The sequence below is a fragment of the Pseudoalteromonas sp. T1lg48 genome (assembly GCF_002964785.1).
Lineage (GTDB): Bacteria > Pseudomonadota > Gammaproteobacteria > Enterobacterales > Alteromonadaceae > Pseudoalteromonas.
In genome coordinates this window covers 339,877-355,591 of the sequence record NZ_PQCC01000022.1, presented here as the reverse complement: position 1 = coordinate 355,591, position 15,715 = coordinate 339,877, and the positions used below count along the sequence as shown (strand labels likewise).

Annotated in this window: 12 protein-coding genes; 9 read left to right on the top strand and 3 right to left on the bottom strand. The window is 49.4% G+C overall.

The genetic code is table 11. From position 1 onward, the window contains the following. The first annotated feature begins 6 nt into the window (after positions 1 to 6). The 3 genes from alaS to csrA all read left to right on the top strand — a co-directional run bounded on the left by alaS (position 7) and on the right by csrA (position 4,133). A complete protein-coding gene (gene alaS, locus C2M29_RS15335; protein ID WP_105190615.1) occupies positions 7 to 2,607 on the top strand; it encodes an alanine--tRNA ligase in 2,601 nt (866 codons plus the stop codon). 21 nt (positions 2,608 to 2,628) lie between these two features. Beyond that, a complete protein-coding gene (locus C2M29_RS15330) occupies positions 2,629 to 3,846 on the top strand; it encodes an aspartate kinase (RefSeq protein ID WP_105190614.1) in 1,218 nt (405 codons plus the stop codon). Between the two features lie 92 nt (positions 3,847 to 3,938). Continuing rightward, positions 3,939 to 4,133: a carbon storage regulator CsrA gene (gene csrA, locus C2M29_RS15325; protein ID WP_105190613.1), complete on the top strand. Its 195-nt coding sequence runs from the start codon at positions 3,939 to 3,941 to the stop codon at positions 4,131 to 4,133. A gap of 24 nt (positions 4,134 to 4,157) precedes the next feature. Here the strand turns inward: csrA and C2M29_RS15320 are convergent, their stop codons facing one another. Next, positions 4,158 to 4,637 (bottom strand): YcxB family protein, encoded by a 480-nt coding sequence (locus C2M29_RS15320; RefSeq protein ID WP_105190612.1) that lies wholly within the window; start codon positions 4,635 to 4,637, stop codon positions 4,158 to 4,160. A 385-nt stretch (positions 4,638 to 5,022) separates the two neighbouring features. On the opposite strand from C2M29_RS15320, the gene C2M29_RS15315 reads away from it, so the two are divergent. After that, positions 5,023 to 5,970, top strand: a complete 948-nt coding sequence (locus C2M29_RS15315) for a hypothetical protein (RefSeq protein WP_233998446.1) — start codon at positions 5,023 to 5,025, stop codon at positions 5,968 to 5,970. A gap of 45 nt (positions 5,971 to 6,015) precedes the next feature. Here the strand turns inward: C2M29_RS15315 and C2M29_RS15310 are convergent, their stop codons facing one another. Further along, the gene (locus C2M29_RS15310; protein WP_105190610.1) at positions 6,016 to 8,979 is read right to left on the bottom strand and encodes a TonB-dependent receptor domain-containing protein; all 2,964 of its coding nucleotides are present in this window, start codon (positions 8,977 to 8,979) and stop codon (positions 6,016 to 6,018) included. Between the two features lie 434 nt (positions 8,980 to 9,413). On the opposite strand from C2M29_RS15310, the gene C2M29_RS15305 reads away from it, so the two are divergent. The 4 genes from C2M29_RS15305 to C2M29_RS15290 all read left to right on the top strand — a co-directional run bounded on the left by C2M29_RS15305 (position 9,414) and on the right by C2M29_RS15290 (position 12,963). Further along, positions 9,414 to 9,650, top strand: a complete 237-nt coding sequence (locus tag C2M29_RS15305; protein WP_105190609.1) for an OadG family transporter subunit — start codon at positions 9,414 to 9,416, stop codon at positions 9,648 to 9,650. 16 nt (positions 9,651 to 9,666) lie between these two features. Continuing rightward, entirely contained in the window at positions 9,667 to 11,469 is a 1,803-nt protein-coding gene (gene oadA / locus C2M29_RS15300; RefSeq protein WP_105190608.1) for a sodium-extruding oxaloacetate decarboxylase subunit alpha, read from the top strand. Positions 11,470 to 11,477: 8 nt separating this feature from the next. After that, positions 11,478 to 12,608, top strand: coding sequence for a sodium ion-translocating decarboxylase subunit beta (locus tag C2M29_RS15295; RefSeq protein ID WP_105190607.1), 1,131 nt, complete (start codon positions 11,478 to 11,480; stop codon positions 12,606 to 12,608). Between the two features lie 175 nt (positions 12,609 to 12,783). Further along, on the top strand, positions 12,784 to 12,963 hold the full coding sequence (locus C2M29_RS15290; RefSeq protein WP_105190606.1) for a hypothetical protein: 180 nt from the start codon (positions 12,784 to 12,786) through the stop codon (positions 12,961 to 12,963). 59 nt (positions 12,964 to 13,022) lie between these two features. Here the strand turns inward: C2M29_RS15290 and C2M29_RS15285 are convergent, their stop codons facing one another. Next, a complete protein-coding gene (locus tag C2M29_RS15285; protein ID WP_105190605.1) occupies positions 13,023 to 14,342 on the bottom strand; it encodes a peptidoglycan DD-metalloendopeptidase family protein in 1,320 nt (439 codons plus the stop codon). Positions 14,343 to 14,493: 151 nt separating this feature from the next. Here C2M29_RS15285 and tyrS point away from each other — a divergent pair, with 151 nt between their 5' ends. After that, a complete protein-coding gene (gene tyrS / locus C2M29_RS15280; RefSeq protein WP_105190604.1) occupies positions 14,494 to 15,696 on the top strand; it encodes a tyrosine--tRNA ligase in 1,203 nt (400 codons plus the stop codon). Positions 15,697 to 15,715 lie beyond the last annotated feature (19 nt).

Below are 15,715 nucleotides of genomic sequence, written 5' to 3'. Positions count from 1 at the left end.
AACGCAATGCAGCATTTGACGACCGCACAACTAAGACAGAAGTTCTTAGATTATTTCGCCAAGCACCAACATCAGGTGGTGCCTTCGGCTTCTTTGGTGCCGGGTAATGACCCCACCTTGCTATTTAACAACGCCGGTATGGTACCGTTTAAAGACGTGTTCTTAGGCGCCGAAAAGCGTCCATATACCCGCGCCGCCAGTGCTCAGCGTTGTGTCCGTGCCGGTGGTAAGCACAATGACCTTGAAAACGTGGGTTACACCGCCCGTCACCATACCTTTTTCGAAATGCTGGGGAACTTCAGCTTCGGTGATTACTTCAAAGAGCAGGCCATTGCCTTTGCCTGGAAGTTTTTGACCGAAGAGTTACAGCTGCCAAAAGAAAAGCTTTGGGTCACCGTGTTCACCGAAGACGACGAAGCCGCCGATATTTGGATTAATCAAATTGGTGTGCCTAAAGAACGCGTTTCTCGCATTGGTGCAAAAGATAACTTTTGGTCCATGGGCGATACCGGTCCTTGTGGTCCGTGCTCGGAAATTTTCTATGATCACGGCGAAGAAGTCTGGGGTGGTCCTCCGGGCACACCGGAAGAAGATGGCGATCGCTATATCGAGATCTGGAACCTGGTATTTATGCAATTTAACCGTCATGCCGACGGTACCATGGAGCCATTGCCAAACCCATCTATCGATACAGGTATGGGTCTGGAGCGTATCGCCGCTATCTTGCAGGGCGTACACTCGAACTATGAAATCGACCTGTTCCAAGCGTTGATTAAGGCTGCCGCTGAGGTCACTAATGCCCAGGATATGGAAGACAAATCACTGCGCGTAATCGCCGACCATATTCGTTCATGTGCCTTCTTGGTACTCGATGGTGTTATGCCTTCAAATGAAGGCCGTGGTTATGTATTGCGTCGTATTATTCGCCGTGCCGTACGCCATGGTAATAAGCTTGGCGCCAAGGGTACCTTCTTCCATAAGCTTGTTGCCGAGCTGGTTGCGCAGATGGGTGATGCTTACCCTGAGCTTGCCAAGAAGCAAGCCATTATTGAGAAAGTCCTGCGCATCGAAGAAGAACAATTCGGTAAGACGCTTGAGCGTGGTCTCGCGATTCTTGAGGAGCACCTAAGCTCCCTGGAAGGGGATGTGATCCCAGGTGATGTGGTGTTTAAGCTGTACGATACCTATGGTTTCCCGGCCGATTTAACCGCGGATGTGGCTCGTGAGCGCTTTTTGACCATAGACGAAAAGGGCTTCCAAGAGTGCATGGATGTGCAACGTAAAAAAGCGCAGCAAGCGGGTAAGTTTGGCGCCGACTACAACACCCAATTGCGCTCGGATAAGTCGACCGAATTTAAAGGCTATGATGCCCAGCAGCATAGCGCCACCGTGGTGGAATTGTTTGCCGGTGGCGAGAAGGTCAGTGTACTGAACGATGGCCAGGAAGGGATTGTGATCCTAAACCGCACCCCGTTTTACGCCGAGTCAGGTGGCCAGGTAGGCGACACAGGTGTGCTTGCCACGGCTAACGGCGAGTTTATCGTGACCGATACGCAGAAACTGGGTAATGCCTTTGCTCACCACGGTAAGGTCGTAGGACAAATCGGTGTGAACGACAAGGTGGATGCCCGCATCGATGCCGAGCGTCGTGACCGCATTAAGAAAAATCATACCGCAACTCACCTGATCCACGAAGCCCTGCGTCAAGAGCTGGGTGAACACGTAAACCAGAAAGGTTCATTGGTGCAACCGGATCGTCTGCGCTTTGACTTCTCGCACTTTGAAGGTGTGACGCCAGAGCAATTGCAGCGCATTGAAAAGCAGGTAAATGACGAAATTCGTCGTAACTTCGCGTTACAAACCGAGTTGATGGCCATTGATGCTGCCAAAGAAAAAGGCGCGATGGCGCTGTTTGGTGAAAAGTATGACGACGAAGTACGGGTTGTCAGCATAGGCGATTACTCAATTGAGCTCTGTGGCGGTACTCACGTTGAGCGTACCGGTGATATCGGCTTATTCAAGATCGTTTCCGAGGCGGGTATTGCCGCGGGCGTACGTCGTATTGAAGCGGTGACCGGCTCCGATGCGCTAAATCATGTTGCGGCTCAGGAAGAGAAACTGGCGCAAATCGCGGCGTTATTGAAAGCGGACAGCGCCAATGTACTGGACAAGGTGCAAGGCTTGCTAGAGCGTTCTAAGGGCTTGGAAAAGCAAGTGACTCAGCTTAACGATAAGCTTGCCAGTGCCGCAGGTGCGTCGCTGCTGGACGCTGCTAAAGACATCAATGGCGTGAAGGTATTGATTGCCAATGTTGCCGGCACCGAAAGCAAAGCCCTGCGTGGCATGGTCGATGATCTGAAAAACAAAATGGGTTCAGGCATTATTGCCCTTGGTGTTGCCAATGGCGACAAGGTCAGCCTGATTGCCGGTGTGACCAAGGATCTGACCGGTCAGTTTAAGGCCGGTGAGCTAGTCAATCATATGGCTGCTCAGGTTGGTGGTAAAGGTGGTGGTCGTCCCGATATGGCTCAGGCCGGCGGTACACAACCAGATAACCTTGACGCCGCCCTAGCCAGTGTTGAGGCTTGGGTGAGCGAACGCGGTTAATATTAGGCTGCATTAGATACTGTGGCCCTATTAGTCCAAAAATTCGGCGGCACCTCGGTTGGCTCCATTGAGCGAATTGAGGCGGTCGCCGATATTATTATACGCCAACGTCAACTCGGCCATCAGGTGGTAGCCGTGGTCTCGGCCATGTCTGGAGAAACCAACCGCTTGTTGGCCTTGGCCGCACAAGTGGATGACAGACCCAGCACTCGAGAACTCGATGTATTGGTTAGCACCGGCGAACAGGTAACGGCATCGCTACTGTCGATGGCGTTGATCCGCCGTGGTTACCCGGCGGTGAGTCTGCTCGGCGATCAGCTGGGCATGAATACCGACAACCTCTTTACCAAGGCTCGTATCCTGGACATTGACACCCGCCGCTTGCGCCAGGAGCTGCAACATGGTCGTATTGTTATCGCCGCAGGCTTTCAAGGCCGTGACGGCGAAGGCAATATTACCACTTTGGGGCGTGGCGGCAGTGATACCTCGGCGGTGGCCATTGCCGGGGCGCTCAACGCTGAAGAGTGCCAAATTTACACCGACGTAAACGGTGTCTACAGCACCGATCCGCGTGTTGAGCCCAAAGCGCGACGCCTGACGAGTATAGGTGTGCCGGCGATGCTGGAAATGGCCAGTTTGGGAGCCAAGGTATTGCATATCCGTGCTGTTGAGGCGGCGGCCCAGTACCGGGTACCCCTGCGAGTGCTATCCAGTTTTGAGCCAGATCAGGGCACTTTAGTTTTAAGCGATGAGGACGAGCCGATGCCACAGCAAAATGTGTCGGGTATAGCCTTTAAAAGGGAACAGGCACTTATTTTCCTAAATAATTGTGACGCTAACCCTGCAACCTTGGCGAATATACTTGAGTTGTTGGCCCATAAAGGCATTGAAGTTGATGTTATTAATCAAGTTAATCAAAAAGTTGGCAAAGTAGACTATGCTATAAGTATACCCAGCTTAGAGTTGCGAGAAGCGCTTACTGCGTTATCAAATACCGACCAATTAGCCGGCGTAAATATCACCAGTCGGGACGATTTAGCCATGCTTTCTTTGGTCGGTGTGGGTATAAAAACAAATGCATCGTTAAGCAGTCAGTTCTTTCGTGTATTTGCTGATGAAAATATCGATGTATTTATTGCTAGCTCAGGAGAAATAAAGCTTTCGGTGCTGATCGAACGGCAATATTTAGAGCTGGCAGTAAGAGCTCTGCATGCAACATTTGGCATGGCAGATGAATAATTAAGCAAAGTTTTACTTACTTTTATAGTAATTATTCATTAAAATGCCGCTGACGGAATTTTTGACTAATTTGGAATAATGGGAGCAAGAGAATGCTAATTCTTACTCGTCGAGTAGGCGAAACCCTGATGATAGGTGACGAAGTCACGGTTACCGTATTAGGCGTTAAGGGTAACCAGGTACGCATCGGTGTTAATGCACCTAAAGACGTATCTGTGCACCGTGAAGAAATTTACATGCGAATACAAGCAGAAAAGTCGGGCTCCTCGAACCCGGGTAACGAATAATACCGCTTGTTGCGAAGCCACTTTTTAAAGTGGCTTTTGTTTTTTCTGGGTCAGTATAAAATCTCTTACTTCGTCATTGAGTACGGTGTTACTGAGATAATGACTATGCCCCTTACCGGATACCAGTACCACTCCCTTTTCGGTAGCTACAGCCTCGCGGATATTTTTCCACAGCAATACTCGTGTCTTCCCATTCGCTGAGGTGCTAATTCCTTGCTCATCAATAGTCAGTTCAACCTCGTGACCGGCGGCGCGAGAGAGGCGTTGACGCGCTATCCACCAGGCTTTTTGATACCTATAAGCCACCATTTCAAGTAGTGCTAAGGCAAATAAAAAATATCCTAAGTAGTTGTTTTGTAGCTTCAGTATGCTAAATAGGGCGAGTGCGATTAACAACAGGATCAAACCATATTTGGGTTGTTTGCGATTACTCAACGGCAAAGACTGTTCATAGCTTTCGCTGAAGTAGTCTTTGTTTAAGATGTAAGTGGTGGTGTAGTTCATGATTACTCGCTCAAGGGTCTATTTATCTTTGTGGTTTACTTTATGTTCAATCTAAACGCCTTCTGATGAATATAATCACTGATTCATGTGGTTAAATTCATCCATGAAGCTTGGTTACATCGCGCATCCATGCGCTCACCTCGCTAAGCTGCGAAGCATTGCTTCGGTCTTGCTCGCCTATGTTCATAGCGAGCAACAAAGAGCTGGAGGCGTTTAGATGAACCCACAGGGCAGCGCTTGTAGTGTATTTCTACTATGTTATCGCATGCTCGTGTAGAATAACTACACCACACATACTCTGCCTTGTATAAATGCACTACAAACTGCTGCAGAAACAAACAACAAAGATCAACAGGCCCTAGCCACTGCAAAGTAAGGGATGATTATGCGTATTTTATTTTTTATGGCGGCATTGTGGGCTAGCTTGGTAAGCGCCACACCTCAGCAATTTTTGGTATTTGGCGATATGCCTTATACCCCCATCGACGAGACCTTGCTTAGTGCGCCTAAAGGGCGATTATACCAAGCCGTGCAGCAAACCCCACATCTATTTGTGGCTCATGTTGGGGATTTAAAATCCGGTTCGCAGCCTTGCACGGATACCTTGCTGCAAAAAAATTATAGCTTGTTAAGTGAATTGACCACTTCCCCCCTGGTTTATACCCCGGGCGACAACGACTGGACCGATTGTGACCGAGCAGCCCTTGAGCCGCGTTTTGATGAATTAGAGCGTCTTGCCTATATTCGCACCCATTTTGCTCAATCCGAGCTGGATTTGCCCAATTATCACAGACAAAAAGATCAGCTAGAAAATCAGGCTTGGCGCATTGATGATGTTAAGTATCTGACGCTGCATGTGGTCGGCACTAACAATGGCCGAGCGCAAGTGCTAAAAAGCGAACCACAAGAGGCGCTGTCAGCCGCCCAGAGCCGTGATAAATACAATATGCACTGGCTGGCTTCGCAATTGAAAGCACGGGTGAGCGCAGCGGTGATCTTTATTCAGGCCGATATTTATAAAGCCAATAATTACGGTGAGCCTTGCACACAAGAGTTACAGCAAAACTGTGATGCGTTAGCACCTTACCGTCAGCACCTGGATGCGCTGGCCGAGCAAGTGGCGTTTCCTATTTTATTGGTGCATGGCGACACCGCCGAATTTTGCTTTTCGCAGCGCGAATCGGGGTTATGGCATCTCAATGCGCCGGGGGACTTTAGGGTATTGGATATTGCTAAGGTTCGGGTACAGGACTCGCAGAAGGAGCCTTTTTTGGTAAGTACTGTGACTCAGCCTTTGGCTAAGCCTGGCGTAATCCCACAGTGTACTAAATAACAAAGCCGCGCAAGAGCGCGGCTTTAAGTTGCTTATGCGGGCTGCTTAGAATTGGAAGCGAACGCCCAACTTAAACTTACGGCCCAGTACATCATAGTTACTTGGGAAGGTGTTACCCGAGTTAGAGCTGGTATCACCTGCCTCGTTACCTACTACCGGTGGATCTTTCTCGAATAGGTTGTCTATACCGAGACTGGCGGTAATATTGTCGGTGATATGGTAGTTGGCATACAGATCGAAGTAGCTGTAAGAGCCGATACTGCGGAATTCCTCAAAGTAATCATCAATTACTACCGGCTCGACGTCTATACCATCCGTATAACGCCATTGTAGCGATACCGTAAAGTCATCCATGGCCCAGGTAGTACGCTGTACCGCGCGAAGCTCGGCGAGCGGGTCACAGCTGGTGCTGTAGTAACCCTTACAGTCGATAATACGTGCCGTATCAGAGCTCTGAGATTCCTGAGTCAGGTATTTATTGATGGTGCCGGAGAACTGTAATTCCCCCCAGTTATCCATCGGCCAAGCAAAGTTAAAGCCAAGCTCTACACCCTCGGCGCGAAGGTTTTTAAGGTTGGTGGTAAATTGCTCAATACCCGCACCAGCAACCGTCAAGTCACCGCCAACACGTTGGATCTTGGCACATTGCTCAGCATCGCCTAGCTGGTAACAGGCATCAAGAATTTCCTGAGCCGAAAACTCACCGATAATGTCATCGATATCGATGTCATAGTAATCCAAGCTGATGGTGAAGTTTTGCAGGGTGTCGAATTCAGGCGTCCATACCAGACCCGCGGTGAAGGTGCTTGCTTCTTCCGCATCGGGCGGGTTAAGCGGATCGCTACCGGAGATAACCTGTACCTGACCAGAGATAACGTCTTGAACGTTACCTACCTGGGCGGCTGACATGCCTGTAGACTCACACAATGCCTGTAAGGTGGCATCTATATTACCAGCATTAGCAACCGAACAGGGATCGCTACCTGCGTTGTCCAGGCCGGTCACAACAGGCGAGGCGATTTCACCCACGTTAGGTGCACGGGTCGCTTCCTGTTGCATCACGCGAACCAGCACAGAGCTGACCGGACGCCAGTTAAAACCAAGCTTCCAGGTTTCGTTTGAGCCCACGGTATCGTAATCGGCCCAGCGGAAACCAAACTCAATATCCAAGGTTTCAGCAAACGCCATGCCATCAATGACGGGGAGATAACCTTCGAGGAAGAGTTCGTCAACACTAAAGCCACCTTCGATGGGCAACTGGTTACCACCTGCACCACCTTGACAGCTGGCAGGGGCAAGTTTCAAACACTCATCGGGCTCAAACAGGCCTTTTTCTTTACGGTATTCGTAACCGAAGCTCATGGACAGCGGTGCACCGGCGCTGGGAATTTCAATAAATTCGACCGGACCGTTTAAGGTGGCGGTAGCGATACGTTGACTGTATTTCTGTTGCTGCAGAGCAATAGCGGTGGCATAACCGGCCATTTCATCGGTAATGGTGCCGAAGCCACCAAACAGATCGATAGGCACACAAGTGGGGTCGCCGTTCAAACAGGTTACACCGTCCGCAGTATCCAAGGCGTTTTGGATGTTAGTCAGGTTGGTATAACCGGCACGTACCGTAGTACGGTTCGACTCACCGTATTGAAAGCTCACGTCATATTGCCAATCGTCAAAGACGTAACCGTTCACACCAGTTACAAACTGGAATAATGAGGTATCGTAGCGTTCGGTACGAGGACCCAGCTCTAAGGTACGGCGGCGAAGCTGCACGGTGAGGTAATCTTCTTCATCCACCACGCCGTTGCCGTTGACGTCATTCCAGTTATTGGCACCGAGCAAATCATTTGCTAGTGCGTTATTACCTGCGTCTATCATAAATTGACGGGCTTGGTCGCCAATTAACGGGTTGAACAGCGGTAGCTGGAAGGCTGAGCCGAAGGTACCCGATGGCGCAACCTGAGTGTCTACCGAGATAGAGCTGTAGGTCAGTGAAGAATAAATTTCATGTTCTTCGGTCAGGCTATAGCGCGCAAGAGCAGTGCCCGAGTAGCGCTCTGAAGGTGTTTGATAAAAGTTATAAGGGTTGAAGTTAAATACACTACAGGTATCTGCTGATAGCGAACCGTCGTTTCTAAATTGGCCCGAAGCGCTTGCACCACCACCGACGATAGCAAAGCGCGTTGGGATGGCGGTTGTAGAACCCCCACTGCCTACCGAGTCGGGGGCCTCACACCCAGGTGGAGCCGGAATGGGTGGCTCGCCATTACGGAACTCAGCCAGGTTCGCACCACTGGCGGTGTCTATGCCAAGCAAACCTAAGGGGCGCTCTCCGAGCAATACCTGATCCCGCTTGGTCCAGTCTAATGACAACACCACGTTACCGCGGTCGTCGGCCAGGTTAGAACCTATGGTTAAAGAAATATTGTCCTTGTCGCCGTCATTTTCATCGGTTTCCTGGTGCGATGTATTTAGAGCGATACCCTCAAAGTTATCTTTAAGGATAAAGTTAACCGCACCGGCAATGGCGTCCGAACCATATACCGCCGAAGCACCACCGGTAATTACGTCGATACGCTCTACCAAGGCTGCAGGGATCACGGAAGTATCCACCGAGCCATTATAGTTGTAGGGGATCATACGGCGGCCATTGACCAGGATGAGTGAGCGTTGAGAGCCAAGGCCACGTAAGTTAACCGTCGCGGCACCACCGGAACCATTGTTCACGTTACTACCATCACCAGGTATGGTCGCTGGCAAGGTACGGAGAATTTGCTCTACTTCTGGCTCTTGTTGAAACGCCAGTTCTTGCTCGCCGATGGAAGTAATGGGGCTGGCCGAGACTGCGCCGGGTTGACGAATACGACTACCGGTTACGGCAATCACTTCGATATCTTTATCGGCCTCTTCTTCTCCCGCCGCTTGAGCCTGCGGGCTAATGAAGGCCATAGAGGAAATGCTAACGCCGAGCGCGAGTTGGAGCGCCAGCGTAAGTCTGGATTTTAACATTGTCTTTCTCCCTAGTTATTAGAGTTTTTCTAATACATCAGGGACAATCAAACTGCGGTTGTTCCTATTAGCGATTCTAAGCGTAGACCCTCAAAGTCAATAGTGCCAAGGGCTTAAGCGATATAGCATAAAAATACTTGTTTCAAAATATTTTGGTCTTACCAATTATCATTGAGACTTTTGCGCTTTACAGGCTAATTTGGCTGTTTCCCTTTACCACTATTACTCCTGGTTATATTCGATATTTCAATCGCATATATTCGACTTCAACCTAGTTTTTACCTCTAACTTGCTAGTTTTAAACGTTATTAATAGAACAATATCAATTTTAAATATTGGTAATACCAATTTACATGGTGTGGACAATTCATATTTATTTGATATGGTGTTGATTAAAAGTTTACCAAAATTAACAAAATGCACTGGGAGTGAGGATGAACATTGCAGCACTGATGCTTGAAGCGGCGGGGTTAATGGCAACCGGGATGCTGGTGGTCTTTATATTTTTGCTGCTGCTGATTGGCGCCTTAAAACTGATGTCGCATTTTCTGCAAGAAGATGAGTCAACCAGGGCACAAGCCCCAACGGCTGGCCGGCCAGCTACAGCGGGTATACCTAAAGCCCATATTGCAGCCATTGCTGCAGCGGTCCATCAGTATAGAAAACAATAAAAAATAGGGGCACAGAATGTCAAAACTACATTTAACAGAGCTGGTATTACGAGATGCGCATCAGTCTTTATTGGCAACACGTATGCGTTTAGACGATATGCTCCCCATAGCCGCTAAACTCGATCAGGTTGGTTATTGGTCCGTAGAATCTTGGGGGGGCGCCACCTTCGATGCCTGTATTCGTTATCTCGGGGAAGACCCCTGGCATCGAATTCGTGAGCTTAAAAAGGCGATGCCCAACACCAAGCAGCAGATGCTGCTGCGTGGACAAAATTTATTGGGCTATCGTCACTATGCAGATGATGTGGTAACTAAGTTTGTGGAGCGTGCTTACGCTAATGGTGTCGATGTGTTTCGTATATTCGATGCTATGAACGACGTGCGTAATCTCGAGACGGCAATTAAGGCAGCGGTTAATGTCGGCGCTCATGCTCAGGGCACAATTTCCTATACGGTATCGCCGGTACATACCTTGGATATGTGGTTAACTCAGGCGAAGCAGTTAGAAGACATGGGTTGTCATTCCATCTGTATTAAGGATATGGCCGGGCTATTAAAGCCTTACGATGCCCATGAGCTTATCACTGGATTAAAGCAAACCGTTTCCCTGCCTATCGCCATGCAGTGCCATGCCACCACAGGCCTGAGTACCGCCACCTATCAAAAGGCCATCGATGCCGGTATTGATATGCTCGACACCGCTATTTCCAGCATGAGCCAAACCTATGGCCACAGTGCCACCGAAACCATGGTTGCCATAGTGGAAGACTCGCCAAGAGATACGGGTTTAGATTTGGGTTTGTTAGAAGAAATTGCCGCCTATTTTCGCGATGTCCGTAAGAAATATGCCCAGTTTGAGGGCAGCCTCAAGGGCGTGGATGGTCGTATTCTTTTGGCTCAGGTGCCGGGAGGCATGCTGACCAATATGGAAAACCAGCTAAAAGAGCAGGGGGCGGCGGATCGCCTCGATGAGGTACTCAAGGAGATCCCTCAGGTACGCAAGGATCTAGGTTACTTACCCTTGGTCACGCCTACTTCGCAGATAGTGGGAACGCAAGCCGTGCTTAATGTGCTTACAGGCGAGCGTTATAAGTCTATTACCAAGGAAACCGCTGGGGTGCTAAAGGGCGAATATGGTTCAACGCCAGCGCCAGTTGATAGCCTGTTGCAACAACAGGTACTCGACGGTGGTGAAGCTATTAGCTGCCGTCCCGCCGATTTAATCGATGCTGAGCTGGATAAACTGACCGCTGAGTTGGACGAGCAGGCGAAAAAACAACAGCTAAAGCTGGCGGATGAGGTGATTGACGATGTGCTCACCTATGCCTTGTTCCCGCAAATTGGTTTGAAGTTTTTGGCCAACCGCAATAACCCGGATGCCTTTGAGCCTGTACCTACTATGGAGGCAAGTCAAGCCGCAGCTCAACCTGCTGCTTCACCTTCAGTTAAAGCGCCTGCAGCATCTCAATGCGGTCCCGAGCGTTACAGTATCAGCGTCGATGGCAAGGCTTATGATGTGGTTGTGGCCCCTGGCGGCGAATTGGAAAGCGTTTGTGCCGTCGATGGTGTGGGCGAAAACCCGCCACAAAGTACGGTCTTAAGCAGTGGCGAGACCCTTAATGCACCGCTCACCGGTAATATCTTCAAGGTATTGGTTAAGCCCGGGCAGCAGGTGAACGAAGGGGACGTGGTGATCATCATGGAAGCGATGAAGATGGAGACCGAGGTGCGCGCCTTACACGGAGGTGATGTGGCCGAGGTGCTGGTGCGTGAAGGTGACTCGGTGAGCGCCGGTGATGCGCTTATCGCGCTGGCCTAGGAGGAACTATGGAAGGTGTAGTTAATCTTTGGCAAGCCACGGGCATAGCCAACTTCTCGGTTGCTCAGTTGATCATGATAGCGGTGGGTTGTTTGTTGCTGTATTTGGCCATAGCCCGCAATTTCGAGCCCTTGCTTTTAGTGCCCATAGGTTTTGGCGCTCTGCTCACCAATATCCCGGTGGCCGGCATGGCCGACCCCAACGGTATTCTCTATTACGTTTACCATGTCGGAATAGATACCGGGGTATTCCCTCTACTGATTTTTATGGGGGTTGGGGCGTTGACCGATTTTAGCGCCCTTATTGCTAATCCGCGTATGTTGTTACTGGGTGCGGCGGCGCAGTTTGGTATCTTTGCCACCTTGTTTGGTGCCATCGCCCTAAATTATGTGCCCGGTTTTGAGTTCACCATGAAGGATGCCTCGGCCATTGCCATTATCGGTGGTGCCGATGGTCCTACGGCGATCTTCCTAGCTTCTAAGTTAGCGCCAGACTTGCTCGGCGCCATAGCCGTCGCCGCTTATTCCTATATGGCCTTGGTGCCCATTATCCAGCCACCGATCATGCGCGCACTGACATCGGAGCAGGAGCGCAAAATAGAAATGCCGCAGCTGCGTGTGGTATCGAAGAAAGAGAAAATCATCTTTCCACTGATGGTATTGGCGCTGACCGCCATGTTCTTGCCGGCGGCGGCACCCCTGGTTGGCATGTTTTGTCTGGGCAACCTAATGCGCGAAAGTGGGGTGGTGGACCGTCTCAGCGGCACGGCACAAAATGAGCTGATCAATATAACCACCATCTTTTTAGGTCTGGCCGTGGGCTCAAAACTGGCTGCGGATAAGTTTTTAACCGTGGAAACCTTGGGTATTTTGGCACTGGGAGCGCTGGCATTTTCAATCGGCACCGCTTCTGGGGTATTTATGGCCAAGGCGTTAAATCGCTTTTCGAAAACGCCAATCAACCCTCTGGTCGGTGCCGCAGGTGTGTCTGCGGTGCCGATGGCGGCACGGGTGGTAAACAAGGTGGGGCTTGAAAATAACCCGCATAACTTCTTACTTATGCACGCCATGGGCCCTAATGTTGCAGGAGTTCTGGGCAGTGCGGTGGCCGCGGGTATATTGCTTGCGTTAGTTGGCTAACATCGGTTAATTGGCTCTTCCTAGCCATTGCGCACCTTGGTTGTGAACTCACTAAGGTGCGCTTTTTTATGCCTGTCTGTTGCTGCCTGTAAGGGCACCAGCAAGGGCACCCAAGGGGTGGGCATTTAGATGATGAGCTGTTATAAGGTAAGTATATTTGAAGGAGAAGCTCAGCATGAATGCGATAGTAATTATCATTGTTTTGTTTGTGGCGCTGGCCATTGCAGTGCCATTATTGGAGCGCTACCAGCAGCAAATGGGGCTCGATAAAATGGCGCGGTTTCGAAAGTATATCATCCCCCTGGTGGCCATTAGCCTGATACTGCAACTGCTGTATTTGGCCTTTAACCGCTAGTTCACAGGCATAAAAAAAAGCACCCTAGGGTGCTTTTTTTTATATTTGTACCGAGCTCATTAGTTGCTGTTCATGGCCAGCTGAATTTCACGTTCACGCTCCAATTGCGCCAATAAGGTATCGGCAATCGGCTTAAACTTGGCTAGTTCACTTGCCGGTAGCGGTTCTGATTTAGGTAGCTTAACCGTTCTAGGGTTGCGATGAACACCGTTAACCAGGAACTCATAGTGCAAGTGCGCACCGGTAACCCGGCCCGTGGCACCTACGGTACCGATTAACTGACCCTGTTTAACCTTTGCACCCTGTTTAACCTTGCGCTTATGCAGGTGCAGGTACTTGGTCACATAGGTATTGCCGTGCTGGATAAAGACATAGTTACCATTAAAGCGGTTATAACCGGCCTTGATCACGCGACCATTACCCGCCGCAACCACGGGAGTACCGGTTTTCGCAGCATAATCGATACCACGGTGTGGCTTAACCGTTTTCGTGACCGGGTGCAGGCGACGAGGGTTAAAGCTCGAGCTGATATATTTAAAGTTAACCGGCGCACGTAAGAAGGCTTTTTTCATGCTGCGGCCCTGCGGGGTGTAGAAGTTACCGTCGCTATGCAATACCGCGGCATAACGCTCACCTTGGTTAATAAATTCGGCGGCTAGAATCTTACCCGTGCCGATATACTCACCATCTACGTGGTGAGTTTCATAAATTAAGCTGAATTGATCGCCTTTACGCAGGTCGTTGGCGAAGTCCACATCCCAACCAAAAATGGTGGCAAAATTCATAATTTGCTTTTCGCTAAGACCGGCGCTGATACCCGCGGTCCAGAAACTGCCGTTAATCGAGCCGGAGGCCGACTTGGTTAAGGTTTCAATTTCTTTAGAGTCGATGGCGGTATCGTAACTACCTTCGTCATTCAAAGTGACAAACAGGGTGTCGGTTTTACTAAGCACATACTTTAACTGTTGGAGTTCGCCTTGCTCATTTTTTGCAAAGCTAAGTACTTCACCAGGATGAATCTTGGTTAGTTTCTTGGTTTCTTCGTTGGTATTAACAAGTTTGTGCAGAGTTTGTGCTGAGAAGCCGGCGCGCTTAAAAATGACAGCCAGACTGTCGCCGTTTTTAACTTCAAAGTCGCTGTGTTCGTAGCTAGGTAAGGAAAGTGCTTCTTCGGCTGAGTTTAAGTCGGCTATTTTTTCTTCATCTTCGAGTTTGATTTGCAACTCGTAGCGTTTGCCTACCTCGAGCGGTTTGGCATCGTTATCTTTTGAGGCTGTAGCGCGCTCCGTGGGTATAAGCATCAGGGTAACAATAGTCACCAAGAAGCCCACAATGAGCAATTTGTGTTTTTTGGGGAGCTTGTGTACCACGCTAACCATAACCTACCTTTTTCGCCGTTTAGGAAAACAAACTTAGCCAAAGGCTGAGCATATATCTAATAATGCCAAAATACCAGTGTTTTGTGCATTTAAACCGGCGCCAAAGTGCGCTAGAATCGCGCGGTTAGCACATATTTTATCGGAGAAATAAATGACAGACTTGCAGACGGCGTTGGCAGAAATTAAACGCGGCGCTGAGGAAATTTTACTCGAAGACGAGTTGGCAGAACGACTTAAGTCGGGGAAAAAACTAAGAATTAAAGCTGGTTTTGATCCAACGGCACCGGACCTTCACTTAGGCCACACCGTGCTTATCAATAAGCTTAAAACCTTCCAGGATTTAGGCCATGAAGTCATCTTTTTGATCGGTGACTTTACCGGCATGATAGGTGACCCAACGGGTAAAAATGTAACTCGTAAGCCTTTAACCCGTGAAGATGTGTTAGCTAACGCCGAAACTTATAAAGAGCAAGTCTTTAAAATCCTTGATCCTGAGAAAACCACCATTGCCTTTAACTCCGAGTGGATGGAACAGTTAGGCACGGCTGGAATGATCAGACTCGCGGCCAAACAGACCGTAGCACGTATGCTTGAGCGAGATGACTTTAAAAAACGCTATGCTAATGGTCAGTCAATTGCTATTCACGAGTTTTTATATCCTTTAGTACAGGGATGGGACTCGGTAGCGCTAAAAGCCGATGTCGAGCTCGGTGGTACCGATCAGCGCTTTAACCTGCTAATGGGTCGCGAGCTGCAAAAAGATGAAGGTCAGAAACCGCAAACAGTGCTAATGATGCCATTGCTGGAAGGTACCGATGGCGTACAAAAAATGTCGAAATCTTTGGGTAACTATATCGGTATCACCGACTCTCCCGAGGATATGTTCGGCAAGATGATGTCTATCTCCGATGATCTAATGTGGCGTTATTACGAATTATTAAGTGCCCTGAGCCTAGAGCAAGTCGAGGCATTAAAGGCGGATGTCGCCAATGGCACTAACCCACGTGATATCAAAATTGCGCTGGCGAAGGAAATTATCACCCGCTTCCACGATGAGCAGGCGGCGCAGCAGGCTCATGACGATTTCACCAAGCGCTTTTCTAAAAATGCCTTGCCCGATGACATCGAAGAGCAAACATTGCCTTGTGCCGATGCCGAGATGATGATTACGGCGCTGTTAAAGGATGCCAAACTGGTTGCCAGTACGTCTGAGGCGATCCGTATGATCAAACAGGGTGCAGTGAAAATTGACGGTGAAACTAAGGTCAGCGACAGCAAGTTGATGATAGCTAAAGGCAGTACCGCCGTATACCAGGTTGGTAAACGACGCTTTGCCAAGGTTACATTGGCCTAATTAAGAGCCGCCGTGCTAA